The following is a 17,594-nucleotide window of genomic DNA, read 5'->3' as shown; positions in this document are numbered from 1 at the left end:
TGGGCGGACCCTAACAGTCCTCCCGCGGACTTCCGGCCGCGCCGGGATCCGCTACCGGCTTCCGGGCGTCGGCGACCCCGAGCTCTCGCGGATGATCAGATCCGTGCCGGCGAACGTCGGAGCGGCGGGCCGGTGGCCGGTCTCCAGCTGGTCGCGCAGCAGCTCGAAGGCGTCGCGGCCCAGTCCCTGGAAGTCCATCCGGACGGTGGTGAGGGCGGGGGTGAGGAACCCCGAGTGCGGCGCGTCGTCGAACCCGACGACGCTGACGTCTCCCGGCACCGACCGTCCGGCGTGGTGCAGGGCACGCAGCACGCCCAGCGCCAGATCGTCGTTGCCGCACAGGACGGCCGTGACGTCCGGGTCGTCGGCGAGGCGCCGTCCTTCCTCGTAACCGACCTGGGCGTCCCAGCCCTCGCCGCCGTGGGGCTCGGGCGGGGTGACGCCGGCCGCCTCCAGGGCCTTGCGCCAGCCCTGGGCGCGCGGGCCCGCCGTGCCCCGGGCGGCTCCGGTCGTCGGGATCGCGACGTGGTGAACGGTCCGGTGCCCGAGCTCCAGCAGGTACGCGGTGGCGGCCCGGGCCGCCTCGCGGTCGTCGGCCCACACCGCCGGACGGGGAGGCTTCCGGCGCCGCGGCGGCGCCTCGACGACCGCGGCGCACGGCACGTCCGCCGGGACCCGGCGCAGGGCCGAGGCGCCGAGCCGGTCGAAGCCGATGACCATCAGCCCGCCGCCCCCGGACGCGGCCGTGGAGATCGTGCGGTCCAGGTCGTCCTCGGGCGTCAGCACCTTGACGCCCAGCGAGTAGCCCGCGGCCCGGGCCGCCTCCTCCAGGCCCTGGAGGGTGGCCGCGTAGCCGTAGAGGGTGGTGTTCGACGTCAGCACGGTGACGGACCGGGTCACCCCGCTCGCCAGGGCGAACGCGGTGGGATTGCGCCGGAATCCCAACGCCTCGATGGCCCCCTCGACCCGCTTGCGCGTCTCCTCGCGGACGTTCGGGTGGCTGTTGATGACCCTCGAAACGGTCTGGTACGAGACACCCGCGGCTTGGGCCACATCCCGAATGCTGGCCGCCTTCCGCGGCTCCGGACCGGGGGTGGAAGGGCTGCCGGGGCTCTTGTGACCGGTCACATCCATGGAGAGATTGTCGGCGGTCACCCCGCCACCCGTCAAGCGACGGCCGTCGGCGCTCGCCCTGCTGCCAAGTCTCCGGTCGTTATATCAGGGAGCCGCCACGGGCCGTCCGGTGCCGCCTTATGGGTCATCAGGAACTGCGTGCCCGGACCGGCGCGCCCGATGCTGGGGAGCGGGTACTTCAGCGAACCAAGCCTTCGGCGGAGGTCGACATGGGACGGCTCGACGAACGGGTGGCGATCGTCACCGGCGGGGCCCGGGGAATCGGTGCCGCGGTGGCGCGACTGCTCGCGGCCGAAGGCGCCGCCGTGGTCGTCGCCGACATCCTCGAACCCGAGGGGCGCGGCCTGGCCGCCGAACTCGGCGGACGGTCCCGCTACCGGTTCCTCGACGTCACCGGCGAGGACGGCTGGCAGCGGACGGTCGCCGAGACCGAGCGGGAGCTGGGTCCGGTCTCGGTGCTGGTGAACAACGCGGGGATCGCCGCATGGGGCTCGATGGAGGAGGAGCCCCTCACGTCGTTCCGCCGGGTGATCGACGTCAACCTCCAGGGCCCCTGGCTCGGCATGCGCGCCGTCGCGCCCTCGCTGCGCCGGGCCGGGGGCGGGGCGATCGTGAACATCTCCTCCCTCGCGGGACTCACCTCGTACGCCGGCATCGGCTCGTACGCGGCGAGCAAGTGGGGGCTGCGCGGGCTGACGAAGACCGCCGCGCTGGAGCTGGCCCCCGACGGGATCCGCGTCTGCTCCGTCCACCCCGGCGCCATCCGCACCGACATGACCGCCGGCTTCGGCGACGCGTACACCGCGGGCCAGCCGCTGCCCCGGTTCGGCGAGCCCGAGGAGGTCGCCCGCATGGTGCTCTTCATCGTCGTCGACGCCACCTTCTCGACGGGGGCCGAGTTCGTCCTCGACGGCGGCATCCTCGCCGGCCGGCCCGCCGTCCTCACCTCCGGCGACCCGGACCTGGGGTGATCGAACGGGTGCGGGGTACTCGGGGGCGTGGCGGGTCCGCTCCGGAGCCGTCGCGCCCGGGCCGGAGGTGAGAGGACATGGGGCAGGGGCACGGTCGGAACGTCATCGACGAGCTGGTGAGCGATCACCGCGAGATCGAGGAGCTCTTCGGCCGGATCGAGGCACTGCCGCCCGGTGCCGCGGACCGCAAGCGGTACGCGGACCGGGCCACGACGGAACTCGTCCGGCATTCGGTGGCCGAGGAGGAGTGTCTCCACCCGTCCGTACGTGAGCGCGTCCCCGGCGGCGACGCCCTGGCCGACACCGAACTCGACGATCACGCGAGGGCCGAGCAGATCATGAAGGACCTGGAGGGCCGCGCGGCGGACGACCCCGAGTTCGACCGGCTCGTCGGCATGCTGATGCGCGAGATCCGCACCCACCTGGCCGACGAGGAGCGCGACCTGTTCCCCAGGCTGCGCGCGGCGTGCCCGGCGGTCATCCTCGACGGGCTGGGCGACAAGGTCCGCAAGGCCAGGAAGACCGCCCCGACCCGTCCGCATCCGTCCGCTCCGGACGAACCCCCGGCCGACAGGACGCTCGCCCCGGGCGCCGGACTGGTCGACCGGATGCGGGACGCGATGACCGGCCGCGGCAAGCCGTACTGACCCTCGCGCCCCCTACGCGATGAGGGCCTCGCCGCGGCCGAGGCGGTCGAGGAGACGGCTGTGGTGGAGGGCGGCCACGGGGGCGAGGAGATCGGGGTGGCGCAGCAGCGCCGCCGCCCGTCGGTCGCCGTCGTCGGGGGCGATCAGTCGCCGGAAGGCCGGCGGCGTCCCAGGGGCGTGATCGCCGCCGGCGAGCCCGGCCACCGCCGCCGCGGCCAGCTCCGGGTCGGTGAGCAGACAGGCCGCCCAGCTCGCCACGACCTCGTCCACCCAGCTCCGCCAGGCCGAGTCGTCCGCGTGCACGTCGGAGTCCGCGTCCGCGCCGCTGATCCAGTCCAGCCGGGCCGAGCCGCCCGGGCCCGCCATGCCGACCAGCGCGGCGTCCGTGGCCGTCGGATAGCGCAGCCAGGCCGCGACTGTCACCGCCTGGCGGGCCTGCGCCTCGCACAGCGCGGAGGCGAGCGCGCCGCCGCTCGCCGGGTAGGCCCGCGTCAGCCATTCGGTGGTGGCGGCGATGAGAGGCGACAGGTCAGCGAGCACGGGTCCGTCCCAGGAGTTCGGCGAGGGCAACGGGGGAGTGCGGAGTCGCTGAAACCGTAGCCTGCGGTCGTGCGTGACGACACGGCCGAGCAGACGCCGCCGACGTGGCCTCGGCCACAGCGCCGGGCCGTTTCAAAGGGAACCCCCACCCCCTCTGTGATACTGGCGCGGTGCCGCCGACACCGCTGCCGCAGGCCGCGCCGCTTCCCCCGCATCCCATCACGCCTGACGCGCCGGACGCGATAGCGCGCCCGCTGCTCACCCAGTCCTGGCTCGATCTCGCCTTCCTGCACTGGGCCGCGGACCCGGCCGACGTGGCCGGTCTGCTGCCGCCCGGCACCGTCCCCGACACCCTGAACGGCGTGACCTACGTCGGGCTGGTGGCGTTCCGGATGCACCGCGTCGGATGGTTCCGCCTCCCGGGAGTGCCCTACCTCGGGTCCTTCCCCGAGACCAACGTCCGCCTCTACTCGGTGGATTCGCACGGCCGCCGCGGTGTGGTCTTCCGTTCGCTCGACGCCTCCCGGCTGCTGCCGGTCGCCGTGGCGCGGATCGGCTTCCGGATGCCCTATGTGTGGTCCCGCATGGCGATCGAGGCTGACGGCGACACCGTCACGTACACCAGTCGCCGCCGCTGGCCCGGCCCGCGCGGCGCGGGCAGCCGGCTGACCGTGCGGGTGGGTGAACGGATCGTGGAGCCGACGGAGTCGGAGCACTTCCTGACCGCGCGCTGGGGCATGCACAGCGCTTTTTTCGGCCGGCCGATGTTCCTGCGCAACGCGCACCCGCGCTGGCCGCTGCACCGGGCGGAACTCGTGGCGTGCGAGGAGGACCTCGTCACCGCGGCGGGCCTGCCGGCGCCCGTGGGGGCGCCGGTGAGCGTCCTGTACTCGCCGGGCGTCCCGGCCCGGTTCGACCGCCCCGCCCGTCCGACCGGCCCCGCGGGCATTCCGACCCCCTGAGCCCCGCTCCTCAGACGAACGTCACCGACACCGGGCCCAGGCCGCTGAAGCGTGCCTCGACCTGCGAGCCCGCGGCGACGAACGGGGCGCCCGTCATGGTGCCGGGCAGGACCAGATGGCCGGGCTCCAGCGAGGCGCCGAAGGCGGCGAGGGCGTTGGCCAGCCACGCGACCGCGGCGGCCGGGTGCCCCAGCACGTCCTTGCCGGCGCCCACGGCCACGCTCCGGTCGTCGATCAGCAGCTCGGCGGTCACGGCCGCGAGGTCCGGCGCCTCGCCCAGCGGGGTCCAGGGGCCGCAGACCAGGCCGGCCGAGCTGGCGTTGTCGGCGACGGTGTCGACCAGGGTGATCCGCCAGTCGCGGATGCGGCTGTCGACGATCTCCAGGGCGGGCGCGACCGCCTCGGTGGCGTCGAGGACGTCCTCGAGGGTGACCCCGGGGCCGCGCAGCGGGCGGGCGAGGCGGAAGCAGATCTCCGGTTCGACGCGCGGCCGGCAGTAGTGCGCGGCGAGGACGGGCGCGCCGTCGGGATGGACCATGTCGTCCAGCAGATGGCCGAAGTCGGGTTCGTCGACCCCGAGGAGCTCCTGCATCGCGACGGCCGTCAGCCCGACCTTGTGGCCGACGACCGTCGCGCCGTCGGCCACGCGGCGGGCGATGTTCTCCTGCTGGACGGCGTACGCGTCGGCCGGGTCCAGGCCGGGCAGCAGGACCGACAGCGGCTCGATCGGCGCCACATGATGCTCGGCCTCGCGCAGCAGCCGGGCGGCCTGCGCGCGCTGACCGGACGTCAGCGTCATACGGTCTCCTCCTTCTTCCCCTCGCTCCCGGCTGCCATCCGGACCGCCGCCTCGTAGACCAGCCGTGCGTGCAGTTCGAACATCGCCACGAGATCGACCGCGTCGCCGTTGATCTCCCGCTGTACGAAGAGTCCGTCGGCGCCGGCGACCGTGTACGTGGTGAGGGTCTGCACGGTCGGCTCGTCCAGCGCCGGGAGGAGGGTCCGGATCACCTCGCCGATCCGCTCGGCGGCGATGGCGCGGACCTGGAGGTACACCGTCCGGCCCCGGGTCTCGGTGGGCCGCCGCTCCAGGGCGAGCATCAGCCCGAGCCGCAGGAAGTCGGGGGCCTCGACGAGGGACTTCGCGAGGTTCCCCGCCATGACGGTGACCCGCTCCAGCGGGGTGCCGGACTCCTCTCCGGGCAGTTCGACCGCCACGAGCCAGGTCTCGAAGCTGCGCTCGATGACCGCGCCGATCAGGTCGTCCTTGTCCTTGAAGTGCCAGTAGATCGAGCTCGCGGGCAGCCCGCACTTGGCGCTCACGGCGGCGATGGACGTGCCCTCGTAGCCGCGCTCGCCCGCGATCTCGACGGTGGCGTCGAGGATGCGCTGTCGCGACTCCACCCCGTTCGCGCGCTTCTTGCGCGTCGACTGCGCACTGGTCATCGCGTGTGCCCCTTCGCCGTCCCCTGCACCCGAGCCCGCCGTAGCGGACGCTCCAATTGTAGCGAGCGCTATGGCGCGGTGGATCCGGCGACGAGGTCCAGAGCGATGTCGGTGATCATGTCCTCCTGGCCGCCGACCATGCCCCGGCGCCCGGCCTCGACCAGGATGGAGCGCGTGTCCAGGCCGTAGCGGGCGGCGGCGGTCTCCGCGTGGCGCAGGAAGCTGGAGTACACCCCCGCGTAGCCGAGGGTGAGCGTCTCGCGGTCCACCCGCACCTCACGGTCCTGGAGCGGCCGTACGAGGTCGTCGGCGGCGTCCATGAGCGGGAAGAGATCGCAGGCGTGCTCCCAGCCCATGAGGTCGGCGACCGCGACGAACGCCTCCAGCGGACAGTTGCCCGCCCCCGCGCCCTGCCCCGCGAGAGACGCGTCCACCCGGACCGCCCCGCTCTCCACGGCCACCACCGTGTTGGCCACGCCCAGGGCGAGATTGTGGTGGGCGTGGATGCCGAGTTCGGTGGCCGGGTCGAGGACGTCCCGGTAGGCGCGGAAGCGGTCGCGGACCCCGTCCATGGTGAGTCGGCCGCCCGAGTCGGTGACGTAGACGCAGGCCGCGCCGTAGGACTCCATCAGCTTGGCCTGCCGGGCGAGTTCGGCGGGCTCGGCCATGTGCGACATCATCAGGAAGCCCGCCACGTCCATGCCCAGCTCGCGGGCGGCGGCGATGTGCTGGGCGGAGATGTCGGCCTCGGTGCAGTGCGTGGCGACGCGCACCGAGCGGACGCCCAGCGCGTGCGCCTGCTCGAGGTCGTGGACGGTTCCGATGCCGGGCAGCAGCAGAGTGGTGGGGATCGCCTGCCGCACGGCGTCGGTGACGGCCTCGATCCACTCCCAGTCGGTGTGGGCGCCCACGCCGTAGTTGATGCTGGAGCCGGCGAGTCCGTCGCCGTGCGCGATCTCGACGGCGGCCACGCCGGCGGCGTCGAGGGCGGCGGCGATGCTGCGCGCCTGGTCGACGGTGTAGCGGTGCCGGACGGCGTGCATGCCGTCCCGCAGGGTCACGTCCTGGACGTAGAGGCGAGTCATCGCGAGGCCACCTCCGTGGCGATGGGGGTCCCCCCGCTCGAGCGAAGCCGGGAGTGGGGGAGGGCGGCCATGCGCTCCGCGGTGCGCAGCGCGGCCGAGGTCATGATGTCGAGGTTGCCGGCGTAGGCGGGGAGGTAGTGCGCGGCGCCCTCGACCTCCAGGAAGACCGACGCCTTCAGCGCCTCGCCCGCGCCGGGAGCGAGGGTGCGCAGCGGGTCGTCGGCGCCCACCCGGTCGAACTGCACCTGCTGCTTGAGCCGGTAGCCCGGCACGTAGGCCTGCACGCGCCCGACCATTTCCTCGATCGACGCCGTGACGGCCTCGGTGGCGCAGTCTGAGACCAGGCAGTGCACGGTGTCCCGCATGATCAGCGGGGGTTCGGCCGGGTTGAGGACGATGATCGCCTTGCCCCGGGCCGCGCCGCCGACCCGTTCGACGGCGCAGGACGTGGTCTCGGTGAACTCGTCGATGTTCGCCCGGGTGCCCGGGCCGGCCGAGCGGGAGGCGATGGAGGCGACGATCTCGCCGTAGTGCACGGGCGTGACGGCGGCGACCGCGGCGACGATCGGGATGGTGGCCTGGCCGCCGCAGGTGACCATGTTGACGTTCGGGGCGTCCAGGTGGGCGTCCCCGTTGACCGGCGGGACGACGTAGGGGCCGAGGGCCGCCGGGGTGAGGTCGACGAGAGTGCGGCCCAGCGGCCGCAGCACCTCATCGTGGTGGCGGTGGGCGCCGGCCGAGGTGGCGTCGAAGACGATCTCGACGTCCGCGAACTCGTCCAGCGCGAGGAGCCCTTCGACGCCCTCGTGGGTCGTGGCGACCTTGAGACGGCGGGCGCGGGCCAGGCCGTCGGAGTCCGGGTCGATGCCGGCCATCGCGGCGATCTCCAGGCTCTCCGACAGCCGCAGGATCTTGATCATCAGGTCGGTGCCGATGTTGCCGGAGCCGATGACGGCGACTTTGGTGCTCACTGCCCGTCCTCCTCGGTGGGAAATGCGACGCGGACGGAGCCGAGGCCCGAGATCCGGGCCTCGAAGACGTCGCCCGGGGCGGCGGGGACCATCGGGCCGAGGGCGCCGGTCAGCACGAGGTCGCCCGCGCGCAGCGGGTCGCCCCGCTCGGCGAGGGCCGTGGCCAGCCAGACGGCCGCGTTGAGCGGGCCGCCGAGGCAGTCGGCGCCGGTGCCCTCGGAGACCGTCCCGCCGGCCCGGGACATGGCCATGGTCACGGCACGCAGATCCACGGCGGTGAGCGGAACAGGCGTGCCGCCGAGGACGTACAGACCGCAGGAGGCGTTGTCGGCGACGGTGTCGACGAGGGAGATGTCCCATCCCCGCACCCGGCTGTCGACGATCTCCAACGCGGGCAGCGCGAAGTCCACCGCCCGCAGCACGTCGACGACCGTGCACTCGCGATGCGGCAGGTCACGCCCCAGCACGAGCGCGACCTCGGCCTCCACCTTGGGCTGCAGCAGCCGCCCGGGGGCCGCCTCGCCGCCGTCGGGCACGGCCATGTCCGCGAACAGCGCGCCGAAGTCGGGCTGGTCCACGCCGAGTTGGGCCTGTACGGCCGGGGAGGTCAGGCCGATCTTGCGGCCGACGATGCGGCGTCCGGCGTCCAGGCCGCGCCGTACGTTGAGCTGCTGCACGGCGTAGGCGGCCTCGACGTCGCCGTCGTCGAACAGCGTCCGCACGGGCGGGCAGGCCGCTCCGGTGCGGGCGGCCTCCGCCAGCAGATCGGCGGCCTTGGCCACGGCCGGTGGAACGGCGTCCGGACGGACGCCGTCGAGCACGGTCGACACGGGATACCTCCAGGGAGGGAGAGGCGGCGGTTCGACTTCGATATAGACAGGGCCTCGCCGAAGGGACAAACTCTGTTCCGTGACACGGAACAATCAGGGTGCCAGCATGCTGGAAAAGGCTGCGCTGATCCTGGAGAGCTTCAGTCCGAGCGGCGGTCCGTACCGCCTGTCGGAACTTTCGGAGCGCACCGGCCTGCCCAAGCCGACCGTGCACCGGCTGGCCGCGGACCTGGTACGGCTCGGCTGGCTGGACCGCTCCGGCCCGCAGTACCGGCTCGGCGCGAAGCTGTTCGAGCTCGGCTCGCTGGTCCCGCACCGGCTGGATCTGCGCGAGACGGCCCTGCCCTTCCTCCAGGATCTGTTCGAGGCCACGCGCGAGACCGTGCACCTCGGCGTCCGCGAGGGCACGGACGTCGTCTACCTCGAACGCATCCACGGTCACGAGGCCCTCCGGCTGCCCTCACGCATCGGCGGCAGCCTGCCGCTGACCTGCACCGGCGTCGGCAAGGCCCTGCTCGCCTTCTCCGGCGCCGAGCTGACCGAGGAGGTGCTGTCCCGGCCGCTGCCGAGCCTGACGCGGTACTCGATCACCGACCCCGGGCGGCTGCGGACGGCCCTGGAGAAGATCCAGGTCTCCGGCCTCGCCTACGAGGAGCAGGAGGCCGCCCTCGGGGTGAACTGCATCGCGGCCCCCGTCTTCGCCGGCGGCGCCACGGTGGCGGCGCTCTCGGTGGCCGTGCCGCGCGCACGCTTCAGCCCGGCCCAACTGGCCCCCGCGGTCCGCACGGCGGCGCTCGGCCTGTCCAGGGTCCTGCGGAGCGGCTCCTGAACGGCCCGTCCTGCGCGCGGAGCCCTACCGACCCGGCGCGTCCAGGCCCGCCGCGGTGTCCGGCTCGGGGTTGAACACCGGGTGGTAGCTCTCCGGCGGCGCGAGATAGGCGCCGGCCGGCAGCCCGCCGGTGTCGATCACGATCTGGTCCACGGCGATCGCCGGGTCGACCATGAAGACCCGCAGGACGTGCTCGCCGGGTGCGGTGACGGTGACGGTCGCCGTGAGCTTCTCGACGCCCTCCTCCACATTGCGGGCCCAGGCGTCACCGCGGTTGCCGGTGGCGACGGCCTGCCCCGACAGGACGGCGGGCGGCCGGTCGTCGAGGGCGACGGCGAGCCGCCGCGCGCCGCGCTCGTCGAGCGAGGGCAGCCGGAAGACGGTGACCGGGAAGGTCCCGGTGCTGCTGAAGCGCACCCGGTACCTCAACTCCGGTGCGCGGGCCGCGAGGTCGGAGGTGACCGGGACGGCCGTCGACGGCACCGCCTCCACGGCGGCACCGCGACGGCCCAGCCCGCGCACGGTCCGCCAGCGGGCCCCGCCGCGCGCCACCCGGCGCTCGGTGTGCACGGCGTCGATCGAGACCCAGCCGTTCGCCTCGACGAACCCACGGGCCCGCCGACGCGCCCGCTCCGCGTCGTCGACGACCTTCACCGGCACCTCGAAACGCCGCTCGCCGCTCGTGAAGGCGACCGTGACCTCGTGCGCGCCCTCGGGAACCTGCTCCCAGTCGATCTCGACCCACACCCGGGTCTGCTCGGTGAGGGTGCCGCCCGCCGAACTCAGCCGGACCCACGGCCGGTCGGCCTCCGCGGTCCAGGTGACCGCGAGGAAACCGGTGTTGAAGACGTCGACGAAACGCCGGTCCCGGGTGACGGACGAGAAGGACAGCGGCCGCTGCGCACCGGTCTCGTTGCCCTCCGCGACGACCCCCAGCCCCGAGGTCTCCTGCCGGGCGACCCGGGTGACGGCCGGCCGGCCCGGCGCCTTCGGGATCTGCGAGGGGTAGGGGTTGATGCAGCCGTCCCATTTCCCGCTCGCCACCTCGGTGTTGTACCGCTTGGTGAGCGCCGCCTCCTGGGCGTGCGCGGCCTCGGCGAGGTCCGCGAAGCGGTTGGTCCCCGCGCCGCGGCCCTGCCGCACCGCGAGGGCGTTGCGATCCGCCCAGTAGTACTTGAGGTTCATCAAGTACGCGCCGTGCACGGGGTACTGGAGAAGCTCGAAGAACGCGTCCCGGCAGTCCGCGGGGAGTTCGCTCCCCAGCGCCACGGTGCGCTGCAGCAGCCGGTCGTACGCGGCCAGCCGGCGTCCCGCCTCGTCGCCGTGGTGGATCACGGAGAACATGCTCCGGTCGATGAACTCGGGGCGCCGCTCCGCCGCGAGCCGGTAGTACTCGGTGCGCAGCGCGGCGATCTCCCGGGCGTGACGGAGCCCGAACTGCCGTCCGTACCACTCCCCGAGGAAGCCCTCGACGCCTGCGCCGCCGGCGTCCTCCGCATCCCATCGGTCCACGTCCCAGGCCATGTCCATCGAGAAGGAGAGGCCGGTCTCCATCGACTTGAGGTCACCGACGTTGAAGATCCACATCCGGTCGACGCCGTGCTCGTACACCCGGCACAACTCCTGCCAGACCTTGGCGAGTTGGGTGGTGTCCAGCCACAGATAGCTGCGCGGCCGGCCCCAGTAGGAGAGGTGGTAGTAGATCCCGTTGCCGCCCGGGCGGACGCGCTCCGTCTCGTTCGGCAGCTGGCGCATGTTGCCGTGGTTGTCGTCCGGCCAGATCAGCGTGATGTCCTCGGGGACCTGGACGCCGGCGTTGTACAGGTCCAGGACCTCCTTGTACGGGATGAAGATCTGCGGCTCGGCCGCCGCCCCGACCTCCTCCGCGAGGATCCGGCGCTGGTCGGCGATGATGTCGTTCATCACCACGACCTTCTCCGGGATCGTGGTCGCGTACTTCGTCTCCAGCGCGGTGTCGTGCAGGCCCCGCATGCCGATCGTCCAACTGCTCTCGTAGGCCGCGTTCTCCCGGGCCCTGGCTCTCCAGTAGTCGGAGACGACGGCCGGGTTCACCGTGTAGTCGTAGACCGGCAGGCCGCCGTCCGCGCCCCGGTGCTCCTCGGCCCACGGGTCCCACTCGTGAACCCCGTTGCGCAGCAGGGCCTCCGGGTGGCTGGAGCCGACGACGATGCCGTAGCGGTCGGCGAGTTCGGGGTTCTCCCGGTACTTGTTGAAGAAGTCGGAGTACGGGTGCATGGCCGGCCACAGGTAGTTGGCCTTCAGCCGGAGCAGCAGCTCGAAGAGGCGCCGGTAGGTCTCCGGGCCGATGTTCTTGTCCGTCTCCTGGGTGCGGTGCGACCAAGTGGTCAGGTTCTGCTCGTCGTTGATGAAGACCCCGCGGTAACGGACGGCCGGTTCCAGCCGCTTGCAGGGGCCCGCGGGCACGGTGACCGTGTCCCGCCGCTCGACGGGCACATCGGCCCACCAGTACCAGGGCGAGACGCCGATGCGCTCCGAGGTGTCGTAGACACCGTAGACCGTGCCGCGCCGGTCGCTGCCCGCGATGACCAGCGCACGGTCCACCCCGGGCGCCGGACGCTCCACCACCTGGGTCACGGACGCCTCCCAGCGCCCCTTCACCCCTCTGACGTCGAGCCGCCCCTGTGCGACGAGCCGGTCGATGACCGGGCTCGCGCCGAGCGTCCCGACCAGGACCAGCGCGGCGGCCCGCTCCGGCAGGTCGTGCCGTACCGCCGGCCGCACTGCGCAGACCCGCTCCACATCCGCCCGGAGGTCGTCGGCCGCGCGGAGCACGGCGGGGTCGTCGGCCGCGTCCACGAACACCTCGACCGCGACGCCGTCCGTCACCAGATCGAACCCCGGCCGACCGGAAGCCGAGGCGGCACGGGCGGTCGCCGCCCCCACCGCAGGCGCCGACGGGACCAGCCCGACGGCCGTCATGCCCCGCAGAAACGCCTTCCGGGTCCACAGCGGTCGGGGATCCTGTGGGTGCTGCGGGTCCTGAGGTGCGGTGTGCGGCATCGACGCTCCTGGACTGGGCAGTGGCTGGCGGTGGCATGACCATGCTAGAAAGCGCTTTCCCCCGCACCTTAGGTCAGCGCCGGCCGTGACGTCCACAACCGTGCCGACCGACGGGTTGTTATGACCGCCGTCATGATGGATGCTGCCTCTCAGGCCGAGCCGGGAGGACCGTGAAGTGAGTGACACCGTCGCAAGGGCGATGTGGGAGCGGTTCGAACCCGTGCACCAGGTGGTCTACTTCGCGCCCGAGGTGCGTGCGGCCGCCGACGGGCTCGGGATGCTCGGCTACTGGATGGGATACTTCGCGCTGCGGGCGGCGCCCCTCGGGCCCGCCCCCGCCTCCGTCGTCACCAGTTGCTTCTACGTCTTCCATCCCGACCGCGTCGCGCGTGCGCTGCCCGACGCCTGGGGGCGCGCGGCGCCGCAGGACGTGCTGACGGCACGTGAACGGGCCGTGGACGCCGCGATGACCAGCCTCTACGGCCCGGACGTCATCGGCTCCGCCGAGCTCGCCGAGGCCGCAGACCTCGCCTGGGCGGCCGCGCTTGCCGCGGACACGGCGGGGCGGGTGCTGGGCGCCGCCAACCAGGCCCTGCCCCGCCCGGCGCAGCCACACGTCAGGCTCTGGCAGGCCGTGACCACACTGCGCGAACACCGCGGTGACGGCCATGTCGCCGTGCTCGTCGGCCACCGGCTGGGGCCGGTCGACGCGATGGTGCTGAAGTGCGCGGCGGGGGAGTCCGACGCGGAGTTCCAGCGGCGGACCCGCAAGTGGGACCTCGGCCAATGGGCGTCGGCGCGGGCCGAGTTGCGCGAGCGCGGCTGGCTCGACGAGGACGGGCGGCTCACCGAGGCGGGAACGGTCGCGCGCGGGGAGGTGGAGGCGGCGACGGACGCCGCCGCGGCCACACCGTGGACGGCCCTGGGCGCCGAGGCCACCGACCGCCTCGCCCACCTGCTCGATCCGCTCGCCAGGACCGTCCTCGGCTCCGGGATCCTCCCCGCCGCCAATCCGGTCGGCCTCACCGGCGGCCGACTGTAGGCTCGCCGGCATGCGGATCTCGGTTTCCTCGGACATGGACGAACCAGTGGCCCGCGCCCTCGTCGCGGAGTTGCGCGGCCGCGGGCACGACGTGGCGCCGCACGGCGCGCTGCGCACCGGCGACGACCCGCAGTGGGCGGTGTGCTCGGAGGCGGCGGCCCGGGACGTGGCCGACGGCGCCTCGGAGCAGGCGGTGGTGTGCTGCTGGACCGGCACCGGCGCGTCGATCGCCGCGAACAAGGTGTCCGGCGTCCGGGCCGCCCTGTGCACCGACGCCTACACCGCCGACGGCGCCCGCCGCTGGAACGACGCCAACGTCCTGGCCCTCAGCCTCCGCCTGACCTCCGAGCCGCTGCTCAAGGAGATCCTGGACGCCTGGTTCGCCGCCGAGGCCAGCCAGGACGCCGAGGACCGGCGGAACGTGGCCCGCGTCGACGCCCTCGACGGCCCCGGGGCCGGCAAAGCGCGCTGAGGCCCCTGGCGCACGCCCCTCGGACCGCGTTCCCTCCGAGGTCCCCGACCGGGCCTGGGGCGGCTGAGGCGCGCGCTCACCCGTCGGCCGGCAGGGCGCACAAAACGAGGCGGACGGCGCAGAGGAAGGGGCAGGGGCGGTCCCGTCGTGCGCCCTGGTACGGCGTCCCGCCCGGTGCTTACAGTGGTCGGCCAGCCCTGCCCGCGGATCCGGCGGGGCGAGCCCCACCACCCCCGTGGTCACCGGCCGTCCCCGCCCGGCACCCGACCGGACCCGGCGCACGGCTCCGCACACCGGCGCGGCTCCCCGGGCGGCGGGTGCGACGACCACTCGCGCGACAGGCACCATCCGTGACACCGCTCGGGCCGCGTGTGGGCCGCCCGCGGTACGAGCGCGCGTCGAGAGCCACTGGAGGCCGCTGTGTCCCGACCGTGCATCGCCCTGATCGCCGACCCCACCTCGCCCGAAGGCTGCCGCGATTACCTCGCCGACGCCGTGGACCTGCTCACCGGCGCACCGCCCGTCCGGGTCGACTCCCGGCACTTCGCGACCGGCGGCACCGGCCGGGGCGTCCGCGACGGAGGCCGGTTACGGCTGCAAGTCCCCGAGGAGCGGCTCGACTTCGTGCCCGATGTCGTCCTGCTCTACGAGATCCCGCCGCACCACCGACGGGCTCTCGCCGGCTTCCAGGAGCTCCTGGAGAGCCATGACGTGGTGACCCTCGCCGCCGGCCCCGAAGCCTGGCGGACCGCGACCGAGAAGAACCTCACCGTCGAACGCTTCGTGCGGGACGGCGTCGCCCAGATGGAGACCGCCGTGCTGCACCGCCCCTCCGCACGGGAGGCGGCCGACACGTTCGACCGGCTCGGCCGCGACACCTGGGCCAGGCCCGTCGTCGGCACCGGCGGCAACGACACCTTCCACGTCACCAGCCCCGCCCAACTGGAGCAGGCCGCCGCCTACTACGCCGAACGCGGCACCGACTGGCTGCTCTCCCGTGACGCGGGCAACGTCACCCCCGACGGCCAGCGCCACCAGTTCCGGGTCTTCGTCCTGGGCGACCGGGTCGTGCACGCCCGCGAGCACCTCCAGCCCGCGACCGACACCCCCTGCAACACCTGCCAGGGCGCCACCGCCGTGCACATCGCCCCGCCGGACCTGGACCCGCGGCTCGCCGAACTCGCCGTCGCGGCCACCGCCTCGGTCGGGCTGCCCTTCGCCGGCGTCGACCTGGCGGTGGAGAACGGCGGGGTCGTCTTCGAGGTGAACGTCCAGCCCGCCTTCGTCGACGGCGAGCTCGAACTGCACGCTGTGGCCGTGCCGTACGTCCAGGCGCACCTGGACGCCTTCGCGCTCGCCGACGGCGGCCCGCCGCGGGGGCTCACAGCTTCAGCGTGAACCAGGTCGTCTTGCCCTCGTCCGTCGGCCGCACCCCCCAGCTGGCGGCGAGGGCCCGGACCAGGATCAGACCGCGGCCCGACTCCTCCTCCTCGACCGCCAGGCGCGGCTGGGGGAGCTGCGGGCTGCGGTCGCTGACCTCGACCGTGAGGTCGGTGGCCGTGCGGTGCAGATGCAGGGCGACCGGGCCCTGCGCGTGCTGGACGGCGTTCGTCAGCGTCTCCGACAGCAGCAGGAGCGCGTCGTCGGCGTTGTCCGCGCACTCCCACGAGGTGAGCGCCTTGTGCAGAAAGGCCCGCCCCTCCGGTACGGAGGCCGGCGTGGCCGGGAGGTGGGTGGTGACGGCGGCCAGCGGCGCGGCCGGCAACTGCGCGAGCAGCAGGGTGACGTCGTCGTTGTGGCCGTCGGCGTCCGGCAGCAGGCCCGCCAGGACATGGTCGGCCGCGGCCTCCAGGCACGGCGTGCCCACGAACAACTCGTCCAGCAGCACGGTCAGTTCACCGATCCGCTCCTCGATGTCGCTGCCCGGCGTCTCGATGAGACCGTCCGTGTAGAGGACCAGCGTGGCCCCCGGCGGTATCTCCGAACTGGACTGCTCGTAGAGGACGTCGCCCACGCCGAGCGGCGCGTTGACCGGACAGGGCAGCGCGCTGACGCCCTCGCCCACGCCGGCGACCAGCACCGGCAGATGTCCCGCCGAACAGACCGTCACCGTGCCCGCGTCGGGGGCGATCACCAGATAGCAGCAGGTGACGAGCTGGTCGGGCACGTCGAGATCGGCGACGCAGGTGTCCAGCGCCCGCATCAACTGCTTCGGCTGCATACCGGTCTTCGCCAGCGCGTGCGCGGCCGACCTCAACTGGCCCATCACGGCGGCCGCTTCCAGCCCGCGGCCCATGACATCGCCTATCAGCACCCCCACCCGGTCGGCGCCCAGCGGAATCAGGTCGAACCAGTCGCCGCCCACGCCGGCGCCCTGGGTGGCCGGCCGGTAGCGGCTCGCGGTGGCCAGACCGGGCAGGGCCGGCGGCGTCCCCATCAGGCTGCGCTGGAGCGTCAGGGCGATGTGCCGCTGCTGCTCGTACAGAGCCGTCAGCTCGGCCTCCGCGCGCTTGCGGTCGCTGATGTCCCGCACGATCGCACAGGCCCCGACCACGGTGCCGTGCGTGTCCCGGGTCGGCCACAGGGTGACGTCCACGTCCAGCAGCGCCCCGGTGTTCGTCATCCGCAGCGTCTCGTAGTGCTCGACCTTCTCGGCGTGCCGCAGCCGCTTGAGCAACGCGCGGACCTCGCCCCGCAGTTCCGGCGGGGCCAGCATCGAGACATGCCGGCCGATGGCCTCCTCGGCCGTGTAGCCGTACAGGCGCTGCGCGGCCGCGTTCCAGTACGTGATGTACCCGTCCAGCGTCTTGGCGAGGATCGCGTCCTGGGACGACTCCACGAGCGCGGCCAGCTCGTTGATGCGCGCCTCGGCGGCCTTGCGGTCGCTGACGTCGCGCACGGCCGCCGACACCAGCAGCCCTTCCGAGGTCTCCAGCGGGCTCAGGCTGATCTCGACGGGGAACTCCGTGCCGTCCTTGCGCAGCCCGTGCAGTTCGAGACCGGCGCCCATCGGACGCACCTGCCGGTTGGCCGTGTAGCCGCTGCGGTGCGCGGTGTGCTGGCCGTGGAACCGGTGCGGGATCAGCAACTCGACCGGACGGCCCAGCAGTTCCTCGCGCCCGTGCCCGAACAGCGCCTCCGTCTGGGCGTTCACGAGTTTGATGGTGCCCGTGTCGTCGACGATGACCATGGCGTCCGGGGCCGCCTCCAGCAGACCCCGGAACCGCTCCTCGGCCCCGCCGACGGCGGCCTCCGGCGCGGACGCTCCACAGCCGCACCGTTTCTGCTCGGCCCGCTGCTTCAGGGTCCGCTTCATACTCTGTTTGACGCTTTGCTTCACGTTCCGCTTGACAGTCTGCTTCAAGTGCGGCTGAACGCTCTGAGTCGCAACGCCCGCCCCCGCACCCGCGCGCCGCGCCGGTTCCGCCCGCATCAAGTCGGCCATCTTCCACCTCATCCTGCACGACGAATCAGGCCATCTCAGCGCCTCCGGCCCGCCCTCGCTCCCCGTTGTCGCTTACTGTCCGCTGCCTGTCCGCTGCCTGTCCGAACCTGAACGTCACCGAACCGATCAGGAGCCGATCAGTATTCGAGAAGCGCTCACCCCCGGGTCACGCCTAGGT

General features: G+C 73.2%; 16 protein-coding genes. 7 read left to right on the top strand and 9 right to left on the bottom strand.

Features of this window, described 5'->3' with window-relative positions; genetic code table 11:
- Window positions 1-51 precede the first annotated feature (51 nt).
- The gene (locus AB0J04_RS16050; RefSeq protein ID WP_363169040.1) at window positions 52-1,134 is read right to left on the bottom strand and encodes a LacI family DNA-binding transcriptional regulator; all 1,083 of its coding nucleotides are present in this window, start codon (window positions 1,132-1,134) and stop codon (window positions 52-54) included.
- A gap of 209 nt (window positions 1,135-1,343) precedes the next feature.
- Here AB0J04_RS16050 and AB0J04_RS16045 point away from each other — a divergent pair, with 209 nt between their 5' ends.
- Together AB0J04_RS16045 and AB0J04_RS16040 are read left to right on the top strand one after the other, a co-directional pair.
- The gene (locus tag AB0J04_RS16045) at window positions 1,344-2,105 is read left to right on the top strand and encodes an SDR family oxidoreductase (RefSeq protein ID WP_363169039.1); all 762 of its coding nucleotides are present in this window, start codon (window positions 1,344-1,346) and stop codon (window positions 2,103-2,105) included.
- A gap of 77 nt (window positions 2,106-2,182) precedes the next feature.
- Window positions 2,183-2,752, top strand: a complete 570-nt coding sequence (locus AB0J04_RS16040) for a hemerythrin domain-containing protein (protein ID WP_363169038.1) — start codon at window positions 2,183-2,185, stop codon at window positions 2,750-2,752.
- A 12-nt stretch (window positions 2,753-2,764) separates the two neighbouring features.
- On the opposite strand, the gene AB0J04_RS16035 is transcribed toward AB0J04_RS16040, so the two are convergent.
- On the bottom strand, window positions 2,765-3,292 hold the full coding sequence (locus AB0J04_RS16035) for a hypothetical protein (RefSeq protein ID WP_363169037.1): 528 nt from the start codon (window positions 3,290-3,292) through the stop codon (window positions 2,765-2,767).
- 170 nt (window positions 3,293-3,462) lie between these two features.
- Between AB0J04_RS16035 and AB0J04_RS16030 the strand changes: the two genes are divergently transcribed.
- Complete coding sequence (locus AB0J04_RS16030; protein ID WP_363169036.1) at window positions 3,463-4,254, top strand: DUF2071 domain-containing protein; 792 nt, start codon at window positions 3,463-3,465, stop codon at window positions 4,252-4,254.
- Between the two features lie 10 nt (window positions 4,255-4,264).
- On the opposite strand, the gene AB0J04_RS16025 is transcribed toward AB0J04_RS16030, so the two are convergent.
- From AB0J04_RS16025 to AB0J04_RS16005, 5 genes are all read right to left on the bottom strand, one after another.
- Complete coding sequence (locus AB0J04_RS16025) at window positions 4,265-5,053, bottom strand: fumarylacetoacetate hydrolase family protein (RefSeq protein ID WP_363169035.1); 789 nt, start codon at window positions 5,051-5,053, stop codon at window positions 4,265-4,267.
- The gene (locus AB0J04_RS16020) at window positions 5,050-5,700 is read right to left on the bottom strand and encodes a TetR/AcrR family transcriptional regulator (protein WP_363169034.1); all 651 of its coding nucleotides are present in this window, start codon (window positions 5,698-5,700) and stop codon (window positions 5,050-5,052) included. Before AB0J04_RS16020 ends, AB0J04_RS16025 begins: the two co-directional genes overlap by 4 nt.
- A gap of 68 nt (window positions 5,701-5,768) precedes the next feature.
- Window positions 5,769-6,785: a 4-hydroxy-2-oxovalerate aldolase gene (gene dmpG, locus AB0J04_RS16015; protein WP_363169033.1), complete on the bottom strand. Its 1,017-nt coding sequence runs from the start codon at window positions 6,783-6,785 to the stop codon at window positions 5,769-5,771.
- Window positions 6,782-7,756 carry an acetaldehyde dehydrogenase (acetylating) gene (locus AB0J04_RS16010; protein WP_363169032.1) on the bottom strand — a complete coding sequence of 325 codons (975 nt, stop codon included), beginning with the start codon at window positions 7,754-7,756 and terminating at the stop codon, window positions 6,782-6,784. Before AB0J04_RS16010 ends, dmpG begins: the two co-directional genes overlap by 4 nt.
- Window positions 7,753-8,586 (bottom strand): fumarylacetoacetate hydrolase family protein, encoded by an 834-nt coding sequence (locus AB0J04_RS16005; RefSeq protein WP_363169031.1) that lies wholly within the window; start codon window positions 8,584-8,586, stop codon window positions 7,753-7,755. The genes AB0J04_RS16010 and AB0J04_RS16005 overlap by 4 nt, the downstream gene beginning before the upstream one ends.
- A gap of 106 nt (window positions 8,587-8,692) precedes the next feature.
- Here AB0J04_RS16005 and AB0J04_RS16000 point away from each other — a divergent pair, with 106 nt between their 5' ends.
- Window positions 8,693-9,415, top strand: coding sequence for an IclR family transcriptional regulator (locus AB0J04_RS16000; protein ID WP_363169030.1), 723 nt, complete (start codon window positions 8,693-8,695; stop codon window positions 9,413-9,415).
- A 24-nt stretch (window positions 9,416-9,439) separates the two neighbouring features.
- Here the strand turns inward: AB0J04_RS16000 and AB0J04_RS15995 are convergent, their stop codons facing one another.
- Window positions 9,440-12,376, bottom strand: coding sequence for a glycosyl hydrolase 115 family protein (locus tag AB0J04_RS15995; protein WP_363169067.1), 2,937 nt, complete (start codon window positions 12,374-12,376; stop codon window positions 9,440-9,442).
- A gap of 256 nt (window positions 12,377-12,632) precedes the next feature.
- Here AB0J04_RS15995 and AB0J04_RS15990 point away from each other — a divergent pair, with 256 nt between their 5' ends.
- The 3 genes from AB0J04_RS15990 (at window position 12,633) to AB0J04_RS15980 (ending at window position 15,369) form a co-directional block, all read left to right on the top strand.
- Entirely contained in the window at window positions 12,633-13,499 is an 867-nt protein-coding gene (locus AB0J04_RS15990) for a hypothetical protein (protein ID WP_363169028.1), read from the top strand.
- 10 nt (window positions 13,500-13,509) lie between these two features.
- Window positions 13,510-13,971 carry an RpiB/LacA/LacB family sugar-phosphate isomerase gene (locus tag AB0J04_RS15985; RefSeq protein WP_363169027.1) on the top strand — a complete coding sequence of 154 codons (462 nt, stop codon included), beginning with the start codon at window positions 13,510-13,512 and terminating at the stop codon, window positions 13,969-13,971.
- Between the two features lie 420 nt (window positions 13,972-14,391).
- A complete protein-coding gene (locus tag AB0J04_RS15980) occupies window positions 14,392-15,369 on the top strand; it encodes an alpha-L-glutamate ligase (RefSeq protein ID WP_363169026.1) in 978 nt (325 codons plus the stop codon).
- Here the strand turns inward: AB0J04_RS15980 and AB0J04_RS15975 are convergent.
- Window positions 15,353-17,287 carry a PAS domain S-box protein gene (locus AB0J04_RS15975; protein ID WP_363169025.1) on the bottom strand — a complete coding sequence of 645 codons (1,935 nt, stop codon included), beginning with the start codon at window positions 17,285-17,287 and terminating at the stop codon, window positions 15,353-15,355. The two genes, AB0J04_RS15980 and AB0J04_RS15975, sit on opposite strands and share 17 nt — an antisense overlap.
- Window positions 17,288-17,594 lie beyond the last annotated feature (307 nt).

Source organism: Streptomyces sp. NPDC050263 (genome assembly GCF_040655955.1).
Lineage (GTDB): Bacteria > Actinomycetota > Actinomycetes > Streptomycetales > Streptomycetaceae > Streptomyces.
Note: the sequence above shows the minus strand (reverse complement) of the source record. Positions and strands in the feature narration are given on the sequence as shown.